The organism is Miniphocaeibacter sp. (assembly GCF_049276255.1).
Classification (GTDB): Bacteria; Bacillota; Clostridia; order Tissierellales; family Peptoniphilaceae; genus Miniphocaeibacter.
In genome coordinates this window covers 208,619-226,058 of sequence record NZ_JBASWB010000083.1, presented here as the reverse complement: position 1 = coordinate 226,058, position 17,440 = coordinate 208,619, and the positions used below count along the sequence as shown (strand labels likewise).

18 protein-coding genes are annotated in these 17,440 nt (G+C 28.7%); 17 read left to right on the top strand and 1 reads right to left on the bottom strand.

All coding sequences use genetic code 11. From position 1 onward, the window contains the following. The first annotated feature begins 3 nt into the window (after positions 1 to 3). The 14 genes from gcvH to WAO56_RS12645 all read left to right on the top strand — a co-directional run bounded on the left by gcvH (position 4) and on the right by WAO56_RS12645 (position 13,574). Positions 4 to 384 carry a glycine cleavage system protein GcvH gene (gene gcvH / locus WAO56_RS12710; RefSeq protein ID WP_422144429.1) on the top strand — a complete coding sequence of 127 codons (381 nt, stop codon included), beginning with the start codon at positions 4 to 6 and terminating at the stop codon, positions 382 to 384. A 3-nt stretch (positions 385 to 387) separates the two neighbouring features. After that, complete coding sequence (gene gcvPA, locus WAO56_RS12705) at positions 388 to 1,740, top strand: aminomethyl-transferring glycine dehydrogenase subunit GcvPA (protein ID WP_422144428.1); 1,353 nt, start codon at positions 388 to 390, stop codon at positions 1,738 to 1,740. After that, positions 1,740 to 3,206 carry an aminomethyl-transferring glycine dehydrogenase subunit GcvPB gene (gene gcvPB, locus WAO56_RS12700; protein WP_422144427.1) on the top strand — a complete coding sequence of 489 codons (1,467 nt, stop codon included), beginning with the start codon at positions 1,740 to 1,742 and terminating at the stop codon, positions 3,204 to 3,206. The genes gcvPA and gcvPB overlap by 1 nt, the downstream gene beginning before the upstream one ends. Continuing rightward, on the top strand, positions 3,199 to 4,599 hold the full coding sequence (lpdA, locus tag WAO56_RS12695) for a dihydrolipoyl dehydrogenase (RefSeq protein ID WP_422144426.1): 1,401 nt from the start codon (positions 3,199 to 3,201) through the stop codon (positions 4,597 to 4,599). Before gcvPB ends, lpdA begins: the two co-directional genes overlap by 8 nt. Positions 4,600 to 4,779: 180 nt before the next feature. Beyond that, positions 4,780 to 5,805: a molybdopterin-binding protein gene (locus tag WAO56_RS12690; protein WP_422144425.1), complete on the top strand. Its 1,026-nt coding sequence runs from the start codon at positions 4,780 to 4,782 to the stop codon at positions 5,803 to 5,805. 149 nt (positions 5,806 to 5,954) lie between these two features. Then, entirely contained in the window at positions 5,955 to 6,419 is a 465-nt protein-coding gene (locus tag WAO56_RS12685) for a phosphatase PAP2 family protein (RefSeq protein ID WP_422146381.1), read from the top strand. Further along, a complete protein-coding gene (locus WAO56_RS12680) occupies positions 6,412 to 7,035 on the top strand; it encodes a phosphatase PAP2 family protein (protein ID WP_422144423.1) in 624 nt (207 codons plus the stop codon). The genes WAO56_RS12685 and WAO56_RS12680 overlap by 8 nt, the downstream gene beginning before the upstream one ends. 10 nt (positions 7,036 to 7,045) lie before the next feature. After that, positions 7,046 to 7,489, top strand: a complete 444-nt coding sequence (locus tag WAO56_RS12675; protein ID WP_422144422.1) for a GatB/YqeY domain-containing protein — start codon at positions 7,046 to 7,048, stop codon at positions 7,487 to 7,489. Positions 7,490 to 7,573: 84 nt separating this feature from the next. After that, positions 7,574 to 8,392 carry a diadenylate cyclase CdaA gene (gene cdaA, locus WAO56_RS12670; protein ID WP_422144421.1) on the top strand — a complete coding sequence of 273 codons (819 nt, stop codon included), beginning with the start codon at positions 7,574 to 7,576 and terminating at the stop codon, positions 8,390 to 8,392. Next, positions 8,376 to 9,617 (top strand): YbbR-like domain-containing protein, encoded by a 1,242-nt coding sequence (locus WAO56_RS12665; RefSeq protein ID WP_422144420.1) that lies wholly within the window; start codon positions 8,376 to 8,378, stop codon positions 9,615 to 9,617. Before cdaA ends, WAO56_RS12665 begins: the two co-directional genes overlap by 17 nt. A 16-nt stretch (positions 9,618 to 9,633) precedes the next feature. Beyond that, entirely contained in the window at positions 9,634 to 10,977 is a 1,344-nt protein-coding gene (gene glmM, locus WAO56_RS12660) for a phosphoglucosamine mutase (protein ID WP_422144419.1), read from the top strand. 8 nt (positions 10,978 to 10,985) lie between these two features. Continuing rightward, positions 10,986 to 11,819, top strand: a complete 834-nt coding sequence (locus tag WAO56_RS12655) for a DegV family protein (protein ID WP_422146380.1) — start codon at positions 10,986 to 10,988, stop codon at positions 11,817 to 11,819. Positions 11,820 to 11,827: 8 nt separating this feature from the next. Continuing rightward, entirely contained in the window at positions 11,828 to 12,901 is a 1,074-nt protein-coding gene (gene mnmA / locus WAO56_RS12650) for a tRNA 2-thiouridine(34) synthase MnmA (protein ID WP_422144416.1), read from the top strand. Next, the gene (locus WAO56_RS12645) at positions 12,891 to 13,574 is read left to right on the top strand and encodes a 5'-methylthioadenosine/adenosylhomocysteine nucleosidase (protein WP_422144461.1); all 684 of its coding nucleotides are present in this window, start codon (positions 12,891 to 12,893) and stop codon (positions 13,572 to 13,574) included. Before mnmA ends, WAO56_RS12645 begins: the two co-directional genes overlap by 11 nt. A gap of 43 nt (positions 13,575 to 13,617) precedes the next feature. Here WAO56_RS12645 and WAO56_RS12640 read toward each other — a convergent pair whose 3' ends face one another. Next, complete coding sequence (locus WAO56_RS12640; RefSeq protein ID WP_422144415.1) at positions 13,618 to 14,247, bottom strand: YczE/YyaS/YitT family protein; 630 nt, start codon at positions 14,245 to 14,247, stop codon at positions 13,618 to 13,620. A 391-nt stretch (positions 14,248 to 14,638) separates the two neighbouring features. Between WAO56_RS12640 and WAO56_RS12635 the strand changes: the two genes are divergently transcribed. The 3 genes from WAO56_RS12635 (at position 14,639) to WAO56_RS12625 (ending at position 17,433) form a co-directional block, all read left to right on the top strand. After that, on the top strand, positions 14,639 to 15,787 hold the full coding sequence (locus tag WAO56_RS12635) for a sensor histidine kinase (RefSeq protein ID WP_422144414.1): 1,149 nt from the start codon (positions 14,639 to 14,641) through the stop codon (positions 15,785 to 15,787). Then, entirely contained in the window at positions 15,765 to 16,403 is a 639-nt protein-coding gene (locus WAO56_RS12630) for a response regulator (protein WP_422144413.1), read from the top strand. The genes WAO56_RS12635 and WAO56_RS12630 overlap by 23 nt, the downstream gene beginning before the upstream one ends. Before the next feature lie 94 nt (positions 16,404 to 16,497). Then, positions 16,498 to 17,433, top strand: a complete 936-nt coding sequence (locus tag WAO56_RS12625) for an ATP-binding cassette domain-containing protein (protein ID WP_422144412.1) — start codon at positions 16,498 to 16,500, stop codon at positions 17,431 to 17,433. Positions 17,434 to 17,440: the final 7 nt, after the last annotated feature.

Here is a 17,440-nt window from a genome sequence, read left to right as displayed (position 1 = left end):
AAAATGAACGTAGAAAAAGGATTATTGTATACAAAAGACCATGAGTGGGTAAAAGTAGATGGAAATACTGCTTATATAGGAATAGCAGATTTTGCACAATCAAATTTAGGTGATATCGTTTATGTTGAATTACCAGAAGAAGATGATGAAGTTTCAGCAAAAGATTCAATAGCATCTGTTGAGTCTGTTAAAGCAGCAGCTGAAGTATTCAGCCCAGTTGATGGAACAGTAGTAGAAATAAACGAAGATTTAGATGATGATCCAGGTCTACTAAATAAAGCTCCTTATGAACATTGGATTGCAAAAGTAGAATTATCAGACAAATCTCAATTAGATGAATTAATGAACGATGCTGAATATACTGAGTTTTTAAAGGAGGCATAATTAATGTCTAAATATCCATATATTCCTCATACTGATGAGGAAATTAAGGAGATGTTGGATGTAGTTGGAGTTAGTTCTCTTGAAGATTTATTTTCAGATATTCCTGAAGAAATGAAAATGAAGGGAGAACTGGATTTACCTGCTTCTAAATCAGAAGGTGAAGTATTTGGTTATTTAAGCAAGTTAGCAAAGAAAAATAAAACCACTAGTGATTTAGCTTGTTTTATGGGTGGAGGAGCTTATGATCATTATATTCCTTCTGTTGTTAGCCATATTACAGGTAGATCAGAATTCTATACTGCATACACTCCTTACCAGCCAGAAGTAAGTCAAGGTACTTTACAATATATATTTGAATATCAAACTTTAATGGCTAATCTAACAGGAATGGACTATGCTAATGCTTCATTATATGATGGTCAATCCGCTGTAGCTGAAGCTGCTATAATGACTGCACAAATGTCAAAGAAAAACAAAATAGCAATTTCAGAAACTGCAGACCCTCAAGCAATTACAGTTCTAAGAACTTACACTCATGCTAGAGGAATGGAATTGGTTATTATACCTAGAGATGGTATGGTTACAAGTTTAGAAAAAGCTAAAGAAATTGTAGACGAAACAGTAGGAACTGTAATTATTCAAAGTCCTAACTTCTACGGTTATATTGAAGATATGGCTCCTTTTGTTGAATTAGCACATTCTCAAAAGAAAAGATATATTATTCAATCAACAGACCCAACTTCATTACCAATAATGAAAAAACCTGGAGAACTAGGTGTTGATGTTGTTGTTGGTGACGGTCAAGCTTTTGGTATACCATTACAATTTGGTGGTCCTTACCTAGGAATATTAGCATTTAATAAACCTTTCATAAGAAAGATTCCTGGAAGAATTGTTGGACAAACTGAAGATATGGATGGAAAAAGATCTTGGGTATTAACTCTTTCAGCAAGAGAGCAACATATTAAGAGAGAAAGAGCTACTTCAAATATATGTTCAAATCAAGGATTAAATGTATTAGCAGCAACTGTATACATGTCATCACTTGGTAAAAAAGGTATGAAGGAAGTTTCATATCAATGTATTGCTAAGTCCCATTATCTATTTGAAAAATTAAGTGGTTTAGATAAAGTTAAAGTATTAACTGATAGACCTTTCTTTAAAGAATTTACAATAGGTTTTGACAAAGATGCTGACGAAGTACTTGCTAAGCTAGAAGAAAATGGTATCTTAGGTGGAATTAGTCTAAGTAGAATTGATGAAAGCCTAGGAAACGGATTAATTATAGCAGTAACAGAAAAACGTACTAAAGAAGAAATGGATACATTTGTTAAAACTTTAGAGGAGGTATTATAATGGCTTACGATAAATTAATATTTGAATTATCTAAACCTGGAAAAACTGGATATAGACTACCTTCTTTAGATGTTGAAGGCAAAGATTTAAGTGAATATATTCCTGAAGAATTATTAGCAACAGAAGAATTGGATTTTCCAGAAGTTAGTGAAGTAGATGTAATAAGACATTTTACTAATTTATCTATGAAAAACTATGGACTAGATAGAGGATTTTATCCATTAGGCTCATGTACTATGAAATACAATCCTAAAATCAACGAAGATGTTGCATCATTAGAAGGATTCACTAATCTTCATCCTTATCAAAAAGATGAAGATGTTCAAGGAACACTTGAAGCATTGTATAATGTTGGAGAAGCTTTGTCAGAAATATCTGGAATGGATTTTATGACATTACAACCAGCAGCAGGTGCACATGGAGAAATAACAGGTGTTATGCTTATTAAGGCATACCATGAACATAATGGACAAAATCAAAGAAATAAAATAATAGTTCCAGATGCTGCACATGGTACTAACCCAGCAACTGCAGCTATGGCTGGATATGAAATAATAGAAATTAAATCTAAACCAAATGGAATGGTTGACATAGACGCTTTAAAGGCTGTAGTAGGAGACGATACAGCAGGATTAATGCTTACAAATCCAAATACTTTAGGTATTTATGATGAAAATATAAAGGATATAACTAGTATAATTCATGATGCTGGTGGATTGGTTTATTATGATGGTGCTAATATGAATGCTATATTAGGACACAGTAGACCAGGAGATATGGGATTTGACATTGTACATTACAATGTTCATAAAACATTCTCTACACCACATGGTGGCGGTGGTCCAGGAGCTGGTCCAGTAGGAGTTAAATCTTTCTTAAAACCTTTCTTACCTAAACCAGTAGTTGAGAAAAGAGATGATGGTACTTATTATTTAGACTTTGATGTACCATATACTTTAGGAAAAATGAAGGCTTTTGTTGGTCACGTTGCTATTTTATTAAGAACTTATAGTTATATTTTAACTATGGGTAAAGATGGTCTTAGAGATGCAAGTACTATGGCAGTATTAAATGCTAACTACTTGGCACAAAGCTTAAAAGAAAATTATAATTTACCATTAGACAGATTATACAAACATGAATTTGTATTAGCTGGAATTAAAGATGATACTCATACAATTACTACATTAGATGTAGCAAAGAGAATTCTAGATAAGGGCTTCCATGCTCCAACAGTGTACTTCCCATTAATAGTACCTGAAGCATTGATGATTGAACCTACAGAATCTGAACCAAAAGATACACTTGATGACTTTATAAAAGCATTAAATGAGATTGCTGAAGAAGCTAAGACAAATCCAGAACTTCTTAAAACAGCTCCTCATGATACTCCAGTTAGAAGACCAGACGAAACTAAAGCAGCAAAAGATTTAGTTTTAAGATATGAAGGAGAAATGAATGCCTAAAATAGTAGTAATCGGTGCTGGACCTGGTGGATATGAAGCAGCTATAAGAGCTGCTCAACTAGGTGCAGATGTAGTGTTAATAGAAAAAGGTAAATCTGGTGGTACTTGTTTAAATATAGGTTGTATTCCAACTAAAACTCTATGGAAAACAGCAGAACTTTATGAACAAGTAAAACATTCTTCTGAATTTGGAATAAATTTAGAAAATCCTTCAATAAATATGCCATCAGTAAAAGAGAGAAAAGATTATGTAGTTAATAGAATGAATACAGGTGTTGACTTCCTAGTTGAATCCTATCCTAATATAGAATATATTGAAGGGACTGCTAGTTTTAAAGACGATAGTACAGTTATTGTTAAAACAGCTGATGGAGAAAAAGAAGTTACTGGAGATAATTTTATTATAGCTACAGGCTCAGCTCCTCTTATACCAGGATTTGAAGGTTCAAGATTAGATAATGTAATAACTAGTACAGAATTATTAGATTTAGATTATTTACCAAAAAAATTAGTAATAATTGGTACTGGCGTAATTGGAATGGAATTTGCTAGTATATATACTTCCTTTGGTACAGAAGTAACAGTTATTGGATCAGATTTGTTAAAAGCAGCTGATGGTGAAGTAACTAAAAGAATTCAATCTATATTCAAACAAAAAGGTATGAAAATACAAAAGGGATATAGGGCTAGTAAAATAGAAAAAACAGACAATGGTTTAAAAGTTGTTGCTGAAAATAAAAAAGGAAAGGTTATTGAAGCAGAAGGAGAATTAGTATTACTTGCTATTGGTAGAATTCCTTATACTGAAGGTTTAAACCTTGAAGAAATAGGAGTAGAAACCAATAGAGGTGGAGTAGTAGTAGATTCTAATTTAAAGACAAATAAGCCTAATATTTACGCAATAGGAGACTGTATTGCAGGAAATACTCAACTTGCTCATATAGCATCAGCTCAAGGGTTAAATTTAGTTGAATATTTAATGGGTAATACACCTCATATTGTTATGGATGTAGTTCCTGCAGCAACATTTACCTTACCTGAAATAGCACAGGTTGGAAAAACAGAAGAGGAATTAAAAGAAGAAGGAATTGAATATGACAAATCTAAATTCTTATTCTCAGGAAATGGTAAAGCTGTTTCTATGGGAGAAACTGATGGATTTGTAAAAATTCTAGCTTCAAAAGACCATGAAAAGATTCTTGGAGTTCATGTTTTTGGACCTCATGCAAATGATATAGTACATTTAGGAGCTTTAGCAATGGCTAATGATTTATCTGTTGCAGCATTAAATAGAACTATATTTGCTCATCCAACTTTAAGTGAAACATTTATGGAAGCAGCTCATGGATTAGAGGGAGCATCAATTCATAGTGCTAATGTTGGAAGAAAATAAAACTTTAAAAAGGAGATTAAAATCTCCTTTTTTTAATGGGGAATTTTAAATTTATAAGGTTTTATTTTAAATTTCAAGTATATATTTAGATTTATGATAAATAATATATATTAAGTAGATAAAATTATTTTATGTTAAAATAGATATATATATATATTTATAATAGTATAAGGGGTAAAAATGAAAAAAATTAAAACTCAAGATGCAATAGGTCATGTATTACCACATGATATGACAAGAATTGTAAAAGATGAATTTAAAGGACCGGCTTTCAAAAAGGGGCATATTATAAAAGAAGAGGATATTCCTCTATTATTGGAAATGGGAAAAGAACATATTTATGTATTGGAAAAAGATGAGAATATGATTCATGAAAATGATGCAGCAAAAAGATTAGCCAATATATGTATTAACGACTATATGGAAATGACCGATGTTCAAGAAGGTAAAATAGAAATAAAAGCAACAGTAGATGGTTTTTTCGAAGTAGACAGAGAAAGACTATTTGAACTTAACTACTTAGGGGACATTGCCATTGCAACAAGAACAGGGAACCTACCTGTAAAAAAAGGAGATGTTCTTGCAGGAACTAGAATTATTCCTCTTTTAATAGACAAAAAACAATTGGAAGAAGCTGAAAAAATAAAAAATAATATACCTATTTTTAAAATTACACCTTTTAAAAAATTAAAAGGTGGTATAGTTACAACTGGATCTGAGGTATATAATAATAGAATAGTAGATAAATTTACTCCAGTAGTAAAAAATAAGTTAATAGAATATAATGTTGAATTAATCCATCATGAAATATGCGATGACAACACTGAAATGATTAAAGATGCAATTATAAAAATTAAAAATATGGGAGCAGATGTAATTCTTTGTACTGGTGGCATGAGTGTTGACCCTGATGATTTAACACCAGCTGCAATAAAGGAAAGTGGAGCTAATATTATAGCTTATGGTGCTCCAACATTACCAGGTTCAATGTTTTTAGTAGGCTATTTTGATGACAATACAGCAATAATGGGGTTACCAGGATGTGTAATGTATACAAAAACTACAGTCTTTGATATACTTTTCCCATATGTTATAGCTGGTAAAAAAATTACTAGAGAACAAATAGCTCGTTTAGGATATGGTGGTTATTGTTTAAAATGTGGAACTTGCCATTATCCAAATTGTGAATTTGGAAAAGGAGTTTAGTTATAAAAAGTAAAAAGAAATTTTTAATTATATTAATTTTCTTTATATTATTTATTTCTTTTGGTTTATATTTAAAATTTAATGGAAATAAATATACTTTAATAGATTTTAAATTATTATCTTTAATAAGAGACAATATAAAACCGAATATGTTTTTTAAGAGTATGACTATTTTAGGCAATGTTGAATCCTATTTTATTATTTTTATACCGGTTTCCATATACTTGTTATTCAGAAGGAATTATGCTGAATTTGTTACAATTTTATTTGCTATATTAATTGCAGTGTTAACAATGCAGGTATTTAAAAATATTTTTCAAAGAGTAAGACCAGAGGAGTTTTTTGCTGTAAATCAAGGTGGTTTCAGTTATCCTAGTGGTCATTCCATAACAAGTGCAGCAACTTACTGGACTATATTTAGGATTTTAAAAATAAAAAAGGTTAATGCAATAGTTTTAATTCCTTTTTTACTAATTCCATTTTTAATAGGTTTTAGTAGATTAGCATTAGGAGTTCATTGGCCTACAGATGTTATTTTTGGATTGTTATTAGGGTATTCTATATCAATGATAAGTATTGACTTATATAATAAATTAAAGGTGAAATATGATTGATAATTTTATTATAATTTTTACAGTTATAATTTTAGCTTTGACCTTGCTATTTGGAAGAATTTTAACGAAAAGTAGTGGTTTTTCAATAGACTTAAAAGTTAGAGAATTTTTCTATAAAAATGCAACTAAGCAATTTAAACATGTAATGAATATGATTACAACATTTGCTAATGTTGAAACCATACTAATTATTTCGATTCCTATATTGTTTTATTTAATATCTGAAAAAATGCTTGATAAGGCAACAGCAATAATATTATCGGTGGTTTTTTCAGTAGGAATTAGTCAAATACTAAAATTCTTATTTAGAGTTAGTAGGCCTACAAAATCACAAGAATTTAAGTACATTGGCTATTCATTTCCAAGTGGTCACTCTACAGTAGGCATGGCCTATTATTTAACCTTAGGATATATTATAACTGGTGGATTAGCAGGATACGCAGAAATATTTTTCTTAATGTTTGTATTTGGGATTTTAATAGGATTTAGTAGATTGGTCCTAGGAGTACATTGGTTTACAGATGTTACAGTAGGATTGATTTTAGGATTATTGTGTAATTGGTGGGTAGTAGAAATATACAATACAGGATATTATATTAACTGGTTATTTAATTAAAGGAGGAAATATGAGTTTTTTAGACAGATTAAGAAAAGATAAAATGAAGGCAATGAAGGAAAAAGACAGAGATAGAGTAAATGTTATTACCTTGCTAATGTCATCAATATCTTTAGCGGAAAAAGAAAACAAAAAAGAATTAACAGATGAAGAAGCTTTAGTTTTTGTACAAAAAGAATTAAAACAATTAAAAGATACTTTAGAAGCTACTCCAGAAAATAGACAGGATATTATAGACGAAACTAAAAGAAGAATAGATATAATAGAAGGTTACCTTCCAGAACAAATGTCAGAAGAAGAATTAACTAAAGAAATTCTTAATATCATAGATGAAAAAAATCTAGAAAAAACAAAAAGAAATAAGGGAGTTATTATAAAAGAGGTTTTAGGTAAATTCAAAGGCAAAACTGATGGAAAAACCGTAAATTTGGTAATAGATAAAATATTGGAATAATCTCGTGTTTTGCGAGATTATTTGTTTTTATAATATTAAACATATGGTAAAATTATAGTTGAAGTAAAAACAAGGAATGATAATATGACAGAAGGTTTAAATAATTTTTTTAGTTTTATATCAACAATTAGAGTACAAGATATTATAGATATACTTATTGTTGCCGTAGCAATTTATAAAATATATATTCTTATTAAAGAAACAAGGGCAGAACAATTAATGAAGGGAATTTTAGCTATTTTCTTTTTCTCTATAATAAGTGATATTTTAAATTTATATACAGTTTCATGGATTTTAAAACAGGCATGGACTGCAGGTTTTGTATTAATAATTGTTGTTTTTCAGCCAGAATTAAGGAGAATGTTAGAGTATATAGGTACAAGTAATCTTTTTAAAAAATCCTTTGTAGATCTACAATATGATGCAGCAAAGCGTAACTCTACTGAAATTACTCGAGCTGTAGCTTCTTTAGCGAGACAAAAAATAGGAGCATTAATAGTATTTGAACGTAGAACGGGTTTAAATGAAGTAATAGAAACAGGAACTTTACTAAATGCTGTAATTTCAAGTGAATTATTAATCAATATATTTATTCCTAACACTCCATTACATGATGGGGCAGTTATTATTAGGGAATCTACTATAAAAGCTGCATCATGTTTTTTACCTATGTCTGAAAATCAATCTATTTCTAAGGAATTAGGTACTAGACATAGGGCTGCATTAGGAATTTCGGAAAAGTCAGATTGTTTATCTGTTGTAGTTTCTGAAGAAACAGGAACAATTTCAATTGCTGAAAAAGGAGAATTACAAAGATATATTGATGTTGAAACATTAGAAGACATTTTAATGAAATTTTATAATGTAAATAATGAGGAAAGCGTGAATGACTATGAAGAGTAGATTGAAAAATAATTGGCATTTAAAATTAATTTCTTTATTATTTGCAATTGGACTTTGGTATTATGTAGTTATGGATAAAAACCCTACAACTACAGCTAACTATAAGAATATAGAAGTAACAATAAAAAGTGAAGATTATTTAACAAAAAGGAACTTGGCTATTGTCGATCCAATAGAACCAGTTGTAAATGTTGAACTTAGAGGGACAATTAAGAAATTAAATGAAATTAAGCGTTCGGATATTATTGTAACTGCAGATATGTATGGAGTAACAGGGGATTCAGCAGAAATTGATTTAAAATATACAGTACCTGATGGAGTAACTATAGTTAATAAATCTCATGATAAGATGACCTTTAAATTTGATGAAGAAGTAGAAAAATCATTTCCTATTAAGGTAGATACAATAGGAGAACTTCCATCTAATAATATGCAGTTAATAGAAGCTGAACCTGTACCGAAAGAAGTAAAAATAAGCGGTTTTAAAAAGGAAGTTGCAAAAATAGATAAAGACCAAGTTAAAGTAACATTGGACTTGTCCGTAATAACAGAAAGTGGTAAAATCACCAAAGATATTGAAGTATATGATAGAAATGGTGATCCAATGAAGAACTTAATAATGGATAATACAAAGGCTACTGTTAATATTTATATTTCTAGTAGTAAACAGGTTTCTATTAAACCAGTTGTTAAAAATGAACCTGAAAATTTTTCAATGTCAGATTTAAAACTAAGTAAGGATAAAGTAACTATACTTGGTGAAGAGAAAATATTGAAGAATATTACTGAAGTAAATACAGAGCCAATAGATTTACAAGGTATTACTAGTAATGCTACTTTAAAAGTTAAATTGGATTTACCTGAAGGCGTAACATTATTAACAGGAGAAAATGGAGAAGAAACGATAGATGTGCAAATAATTACACATTCAGAAGAAACAGGTGTTACTAGTAAAAGGTTAGTTAAAGAACTTTCAGAATTAAAAATATTAAACAATGATGAAAATAGTGGTGTTTTATTTCCAAATAGCGAAAATGATATAGATATTGATATATATGGAGCTGAGGAAAAAATAAAAAATATTAAAGTAGATGATATTATTTTAAGTATCGATATTAAAGGGTTAAAACAAGGCAAACACGATGTTACTATTCAAGCAGAAAGTATTGAGGGAGTAGATAATATTATAATTAGTCCTTCAAAAATTACTATTGAAATTGAATAATATCATAGGAGGAAAAATGGGAAAATATTTTGGAACTGATGGAATAAGAGGAGTGGCAAATAAGGAATTAACTCCAGAATTAGCTTATAAAGTTGCTAGAGCGTCGGCATATAAATTAAATGAAGACAATAACAAATTAATAATAATTGGAAAAGATACTAGAAAATCAGGAGATATGTTAGAAAGTGCCTTAGTAGCAGGTTATACATCTATGGGATATAATGTATATCTACTAGGGGTAATACCAACACCAGCTATTGCATACTTAACTAAATATTATGGTGCAGAGGCGGGAATAGTTATTTCAGCTTCTCATAATCCAGCTGAGTTTAATGGAATAAAATATTTTGGTAGCGATGGCTTTAAATTACCTGATGAAGTAGAAGAAGAAATAGAAAACATTATAGAAAATTATAAAAAAATAGATGTTAGACCAATAGGTAAGGATTTAGGTACAGTTGAATTTAAAGAAGATGCTAAGGAGTTATATTTAGAATATTTAAAATCAAGAGTAAATCTTGATTTAACAGGAGTAAATATTTCACTTGATTGTGGCAATGGAGCTACTTATGAAATAGCACCTAGATTATTTAAAGATTTAGGAGCGAATGTTACTGCAATTCATACAGAACCAAATGGACTTAATATAAATTTAAATTGTGGATCAACTAATCCAGAAGAAATTGAAAACCTTGTGAAAAAAACAAAGTCTGATGTAGGTTTTAGCTATGATGGTGATGGCGATAGACTTATAACAGTTGATGAAAATGGTAATACATTAGATGGAGACCATTACTTAGCTGCTTGTGCTTATCATATGAAAAACAAAGGAACCTTAAAAAATTCCGGAGTAGTAGGTACGGTTATGACTAATATTGGTTTAGATGAATACTTAAGCAAAATAAATGTAGAGTTGAAAAAATCCAATGTTGGTGACAGATACGTACTAGAAATAATGAGAAAAGATGGCTATTCTCTTGGGGGAGAGCAATCTGGTCATATAATTTTTTTAGACGATAATACAACAGGTGATGGAATGTTATCCTCCTTAAAGATTTTAGAAGTAATGCTTGAATCTGGAAAAAGGATGTCTGAATTAAATGAATTAATGATAACCTACCCACAAGTATTAATAAACGCTAAAGTTTCTAATGAAAATAAGAACAATTATAAAAAAGATGAATTTATTTTAGAGGAAATAAGAAAATTAGAAGAAAAATTTAATGGAGAAGGAAGAGTTTTAATTCGACCTTCGGGAACAGAGCCTTTAGTAAGAGTAATGATAGAAGGTAAGGACCAAAATGTTCTAAGGAAAGAAGCGGAAAAATTAGTAAAAATAATTGAGGACAGATGTTCTTAGGAGGAAGTATGCAAGATTATATTTTAATAGCTGATTCAAGCTGTGATTTAAATAAAAAGTTAAGTAAAGAAGTTAAGGTTGAATTAGTTCCTTTTAATATAGATGTTAATGGAGAGACTTTTGTAGATGATGGTAAAACGGATTTAAAAAAATTTATGAAAAATGTTGATGAAAGTAAAACAGCACCAACAACTGCAGCTCCTTCACCTAATTTATTTATGGAAAAATTTAAAGAGAAAAAAGAAATTTTCATTGTAACAATATCCTCGAAATTAAGTGCAACTTACAACAATGCTACTTTAGCAAAAAATATGTTTCTAGAGGAAAATGAAGCAAAAATACATGTATTTGATAGTAAAAGTGCCGCTTCAGGAGAAACCTTAATAGCTCTAAAAATAAAGGAATATATTGAAGCTGGTTTAAATTTTGAAGATATAGTAAGTAAAGTTGAAGATTTTATAGAGAATATGAAAACATATTTTATTTTAGATAAATTTGATACACTGGTAAAAAATGGAAGAATGTCAAAATTTACAGGAACAATAGCAAAAGCTTTATCATTTAAACCTGTAATGGAGGCAGATAACGGACAAATAGGTGTTTTTGCTAAAACCAGAGGCTATAACAATGCTGCAAATAAATTAGTTGATACAATAGCAGAAACCTATGATAATTTTGAAAATAAAACATTAATAATAGCTCATTGTGATGCAGCTGATAGAGCCAAGAATTTAAAAAATAATGTAAGTAAAAGATGTAATTTCAAAAATATAGAAATTGTAGAAACAGGAATGCTTTCCTCTGTATATGCAAATACAGGAGGAGTAATAGTAGCTTTTTAAGGAGGGTTATGACTAAAAAAGTAATATTAGGTATGAGTGGTGGCGTTGATAGTTCAGTTTCAGCGCTACTTTTACGAAAACAAGGATATGAAGTTGCTGGTGCAACTATGAATATGATTCCAGAAGGGGAATTATTTAAAGAAAAGTATTGCTCATTGGCCAATGCTACAGAAGAGGCAAAATTAGTAGCAAAGGATTTGGGAATAGAACATTATATTATAGATTTAAAGAAGGAGTTTGACCAAGCTGTTATTGAAAGTTTTGTAAAGGAATATTCACTAGGCTATACGCCAAACCCTTGTGTTAGATGTAATAAATATATTAAATTTGGTGAATTTTTTAAAGAAATAAAAAAACTTGGTGGAGATTTTATTTCTACAGGTCATTATGCAAAGGTAGAATACGATAAAGATAAAAAAAGATATTTGTTAAAAAAAGCCAAAGATGCTAAAAAAGATCAAACATATTTTTTATATAATTTAAATCAAGAGGTATTAAAGGAGGTAATATTTCCTTTAGGGGATTTAACAAAAGATGAAGTTCGAGAAATAGGTGAAAAAAGTGGGATTGTAACCTATAGTAAAAAAGATAGTGAAGAAATCTGCTTTATTAATGAAGATGACCATGGAAATTTCATAAAAACAAGAAATCCCAGTGTAGTTGGTGTAGGAAACTTTATAGATGAAGATGGTAATATACTAGGTAAACATAAGGGAATTGTATATTATACTATTGGACAAAGAAGAGGTCTAGGTATTGCCTTAGGAAAAAGGGTATTTGTTAGTAAAATTAATCCTATAACAAAGGAAATAACCTTATCTGATGATGAATCTCTGTATAAAAAATACATTGAAGTAAGAGATTATAATTTAATTTCAGTAGATGATATTAAAAGACCATTGGAAGTAACTGTGAAAATTAGACATGGAGTTAATGAATATAAGGCTATGGTTACTCAAGAAGAAGATAAATTGCTTATAGAATTTGAAGAACCTGTTAGAGCTCCTTCTAGAGGACAATCTGCTGTAATGTATGATGGAGATATTGTTGTAGGTGGAGGTATAATTGAAAATGTCTGGTAATATAAAAACAATAGGAATAGTTTCTGCACTAAATACTGAAATTAGAGCTTTTAAAGATGTAATTTCAAATATAGAAGAAAAACGAATAGGCAGACATCTTTTTTATTTAGGAGATTATGAGAATAAAAAAATTATTTTTACAGATTCAGGCGTAGGTAAGGTAAATGCTGCTATAACAAGCCAAATATTAATAAATGAATTTAAACCTGATTTTATTATTAATACTGGTATTGCAGGCGGATTAAATGAAAAATTAAGTCATACTGATTTAGTTGTTGCCAATGAACTAACCTATCATGATTTTGACTCAAGATTATTAGAAAAATATTCTCCTTACATTAAATCATTTAAAGCAGAAGAAAAGTATTTGGAAATTGCAAGAATGGTTTTAGAAAATAAAAAATATTTTGAGGGACTGGTTATTACAGGAGATCAATTTATTACCGATTCTTCCAAAAAAGAAGAACTTATAAATAATTTTAATGCTTACTGTGTTGAAATGGAAGGGGCAGCAATTGCTCATACAGCCTACTTAAATAATATTCCCTTTATGGTAATAAGGTGTATTTCAGATTTAGCCGATGATGACGGTGACGATGATTATGATGATTTTGAAATTATAGCAGCAGATAAGGCTAGTAAATTTACCTTGGAATTTATAAAAAAATTATAAAATTCATATATGCTTTGCATATATGAATTTTTTATGTTTAAATTTAATTTTTAATAGTTATTTTTCTTATTAAAGGATTTGATATTTTCTTATACCAAAAATCAATTAAGGGACCATTGAAAAATGCATTTATAACAGTACCAATTCCTACAGGTCCTCCAAAAATCAAGGCAGAAATCATAAAGATGATATCTTGAGCCATTCGTATATACTTGTACTGAATATGGCTATAATCAGTTATTACGAGGGTTATGGCATCGTAAGGAGCAACACCTAAGTCAGCTGAAATATAAAAGGCAACTCCAAAAGTGAAAAATATAGTTCCCAATATTAAGAATAAAACCTTAAAAGGAAAGGTTAAATCAAAAAAAATAATATTGGATATGAGTTTAGTAAAATAATCTATTAAAAAACCAATGGAGACCATTGTTATTAAAGTACCAGGTCCAATATACTTTCTTCCAAAAATAAAAATAAAAAATAAAAATATAAGATTTAATATAAATTGATAGGTTCCTAAAGAGAGCCCAAATAAAGAACCAATAGCAATATTTGAGGCAGTGTAGGTATCGACTCCTACTTGGCCAACATTTAAAATAGCCGCTCCTAATGCAATAATAAGTACGCCTGATATAGAGAATATAATCTTTATAAATGTTTCTTTATTACTCATTTTATCACTTCCTTTAACTATATTAGCATCTCAAATTAGCTAGTAGTTGTCAAATTATTTAGTATTAGAATTTTAAGCTAGTTATAAAATATTTTTTAAAAGTTATGTATAGAAGTAATTAGAATAGTAAGAAAGTATAAAATCTATAAAAATAGGTAAAATTACTTTAAGGATTACTGTGAAGGGTATTAAGAAGAAAGGAAGATAGTTAAACTAGGAAATAAGAGCATGTTAATTTATTAGCTAATATCTATAAGAGAATAACTTCTTACAGATAAGTTAAAATAGTATAAGATTTTAATGAACATAGATTGAATTAATTTAATAATATTAGTAAGATAGATATTGTTATACTATAATGAATTGTAAAATAAAAAATAAAGGAAAAAACATGACAAGATATTTAGAATATACATTAAGATATTTAATGATAATATTTGCTTTTGTATTTGCCATTTTAAATAAGAGTATGTCATTATTAAATTTTTCTGTATTATTACTGTATATTGTTTTTTTCCATCTTACAAATTATGAAAAATTTAATGTAAATATAAAAATTGTTTTAATATTGTTGGAGATCTTACTTGGTATATATTTAGCTAGGGGAAATATTTTCATTATTACCATATATATGGTCAATCCAATATTAGATATATTAAAGGAATTAAATATACCTATGGCTCTTTTGTATTTACTTTCTATAGTCGTAATAGCTATCTATTACTTAAGATTGAATTTTGATATATATAAAATATTTAGTTTTATTATTGTTTTTATTTTTTCTGTTACTCTAGGGTATGCTTTAAGACAGAATAAAAAAATAAAAATAATGGAGAATAAAATTGATGAATTGATTTTAGACAAGAAAGAATTAATTAATGAACACAGAAACAAGGATATTCTTCTAGAAGAAATTTATACAAATAAAGAAAGAAATAGAATATCTAGGGATATTCACGACAGTGTTGGTCATAGACTTTCAGCAATAATAATTCAATTATCAGCAATAGAAAAAATAGCAAAAATTGATGGAGATAAAGCAGCAGAATTAAGTGGTAATTTAAGAAATTATGCAACAGAAGCACTAAATGATATACGAAGGGTCCTAAGGAGGATAAAGCCACAAAATGTTGGTAAAGACGAACTAATAACCCTAATACAAGAAATAATAAATCAAAACTCTAAGTTAACTGGCTTAGATATTAAATTCAAATTTTCTTCTAAAAGGTATTCTGTTCCAAACAATATAGAAGAGGTTTTTCTAAATGCAGTAAGGGAATTTATTTCCAATAGTATTAAACACGGAAAAGCTTCTTTAATCTATATTAATTTATTTTATAAAGAAGATGAAATAATTTTAAGTATGAGAGATAATGGTATTGGCTCAGAAAAAATAGTAAAGGGAGTTGGATTAACAGCCCTAGAAGAAAGAATTAAGGAAAATAAAGGAAGTTTAACAATAGAAACAGGAAAACAAAAGGGGTTTTCTGTTAATATAGCTTTTTATAGAGGTAAATATGATAAAAGTAATGTTAGTTGATGATGAAAAATTAATAAGGGAAGGTTTAAAAATATTAATTACATTAGATAATGAAATAGAAGTTGTTGAAGAGGCAAGTTCAGGAAAAGAAGCATTTGAAAAATTTAAGGAAAAAGAAATAGATGTAATTCTCCTAGACATACGTATGCCAGAATCAAATGGTATAGATGCTATTAGATTAATTAATGAGTATGGAAAAGGAAATACAAAAATATTAATTCTTACAACATTTAAAGATACAGAATATATAAACGAAGCAATAAGTTTAGGAGCTTCTGGCTATTTATTAAAGGATAGTGATCCAGAATCCATAATAGGTGGAATAAAATCGGCCTATTATGGAAATGTAGTTTTAAACAGTGAAGTGTCTGAAATAATCTTAAATAGTAAGAATTCAAATAAAAAAGAAATAAATATAGATAATTACAAGATAACAAATAGAGAATTAGAAATAATTAAACTTATAGCTGAAGGCTACAGCAATCAAGAAATTGCTAACCAATTATATTTATCTGTAGGAACGGTTAAAAACAATATCTCCTCAATTCTTCAAAAATTAGAACTAAGAGATAGGACCCAAATAGTAATATTTGCTTATGACAACAATTTAAGATAAGGCTAAACCATGACTAAAGTCATGGTTTTTTAGTTACTAAAGGCAGTATTTAATTTAATAATAATCTAGTAATATATAACTTAGGAGGTATTATATGAATATTTTAAAAGTAGAAAAAATAAATAAATCTTATGATAATAAAAAAGTTTTAAATAATGTAACTATGGAAGTAGAAGAAGGGGATTTATTTGGATTAATTGGGCCAAATGGAGCGGGAAAATCAACTTTAATACAAATAGTTTGTGGATTACTGGGACAGGATTCTGGAAGTATAGAATTATTTGGCATGAATTATAAGAATAACAGCATAGGAATAAAGAAAAGAATAGGTCTTGTTCCTCAAGAATTAGCGATTTTTGAAAACTTAACAGCCAAGGATAATTTAGAGTATTTTGGAAGAATGTATGGACTAAAAGGGAAGGTTTTAAAAGAGAGAATTACAGAAGTTTTGGAACTAATAGGACTTGACCCTAAAGATAAAAAACAAGTTCAAAAATATTCTGGTGGAATGAAAAGAAGATTAAACTTAGGTTGTTCTGTTTTACATAAGCCAGACCTTCTGATTTTAGATGAACCAACAGTAGGTGTAGATGCACAATCTAGAAATAATATATTTGATTATTTAAGAAAAATTAATAAAGAAGGTACAACAATAATTTATACATCACATTATATGGAAGAAATAGAAGCCTTATGTAATAAAATATTTATTATAGACCTAGGTGAAGAAATTGCTTATGGTGAGAAAAGTGAGTTAAAGACAATGTATGGAAGTAGTTCAATATTAACTATATATTTAGATAGGATTGAAAATGGAATTCAAGAGGAACTGAATTTAATAACTGGTGTTTTAAATAGTGAAGTTGATGAAAATAAAATAATAGTTAAAGTAAATAAGAAGGAACTAAACTTTACAAATATATTTAAACTAATAGAAAATAGAAATTTAACAATAGAAAACTTTACCATAAAAGATTCAAACCTTGAAGAAATATTTCTTAATCTTACTGGAAAGAAACTAAGGGATTAGGTGATTT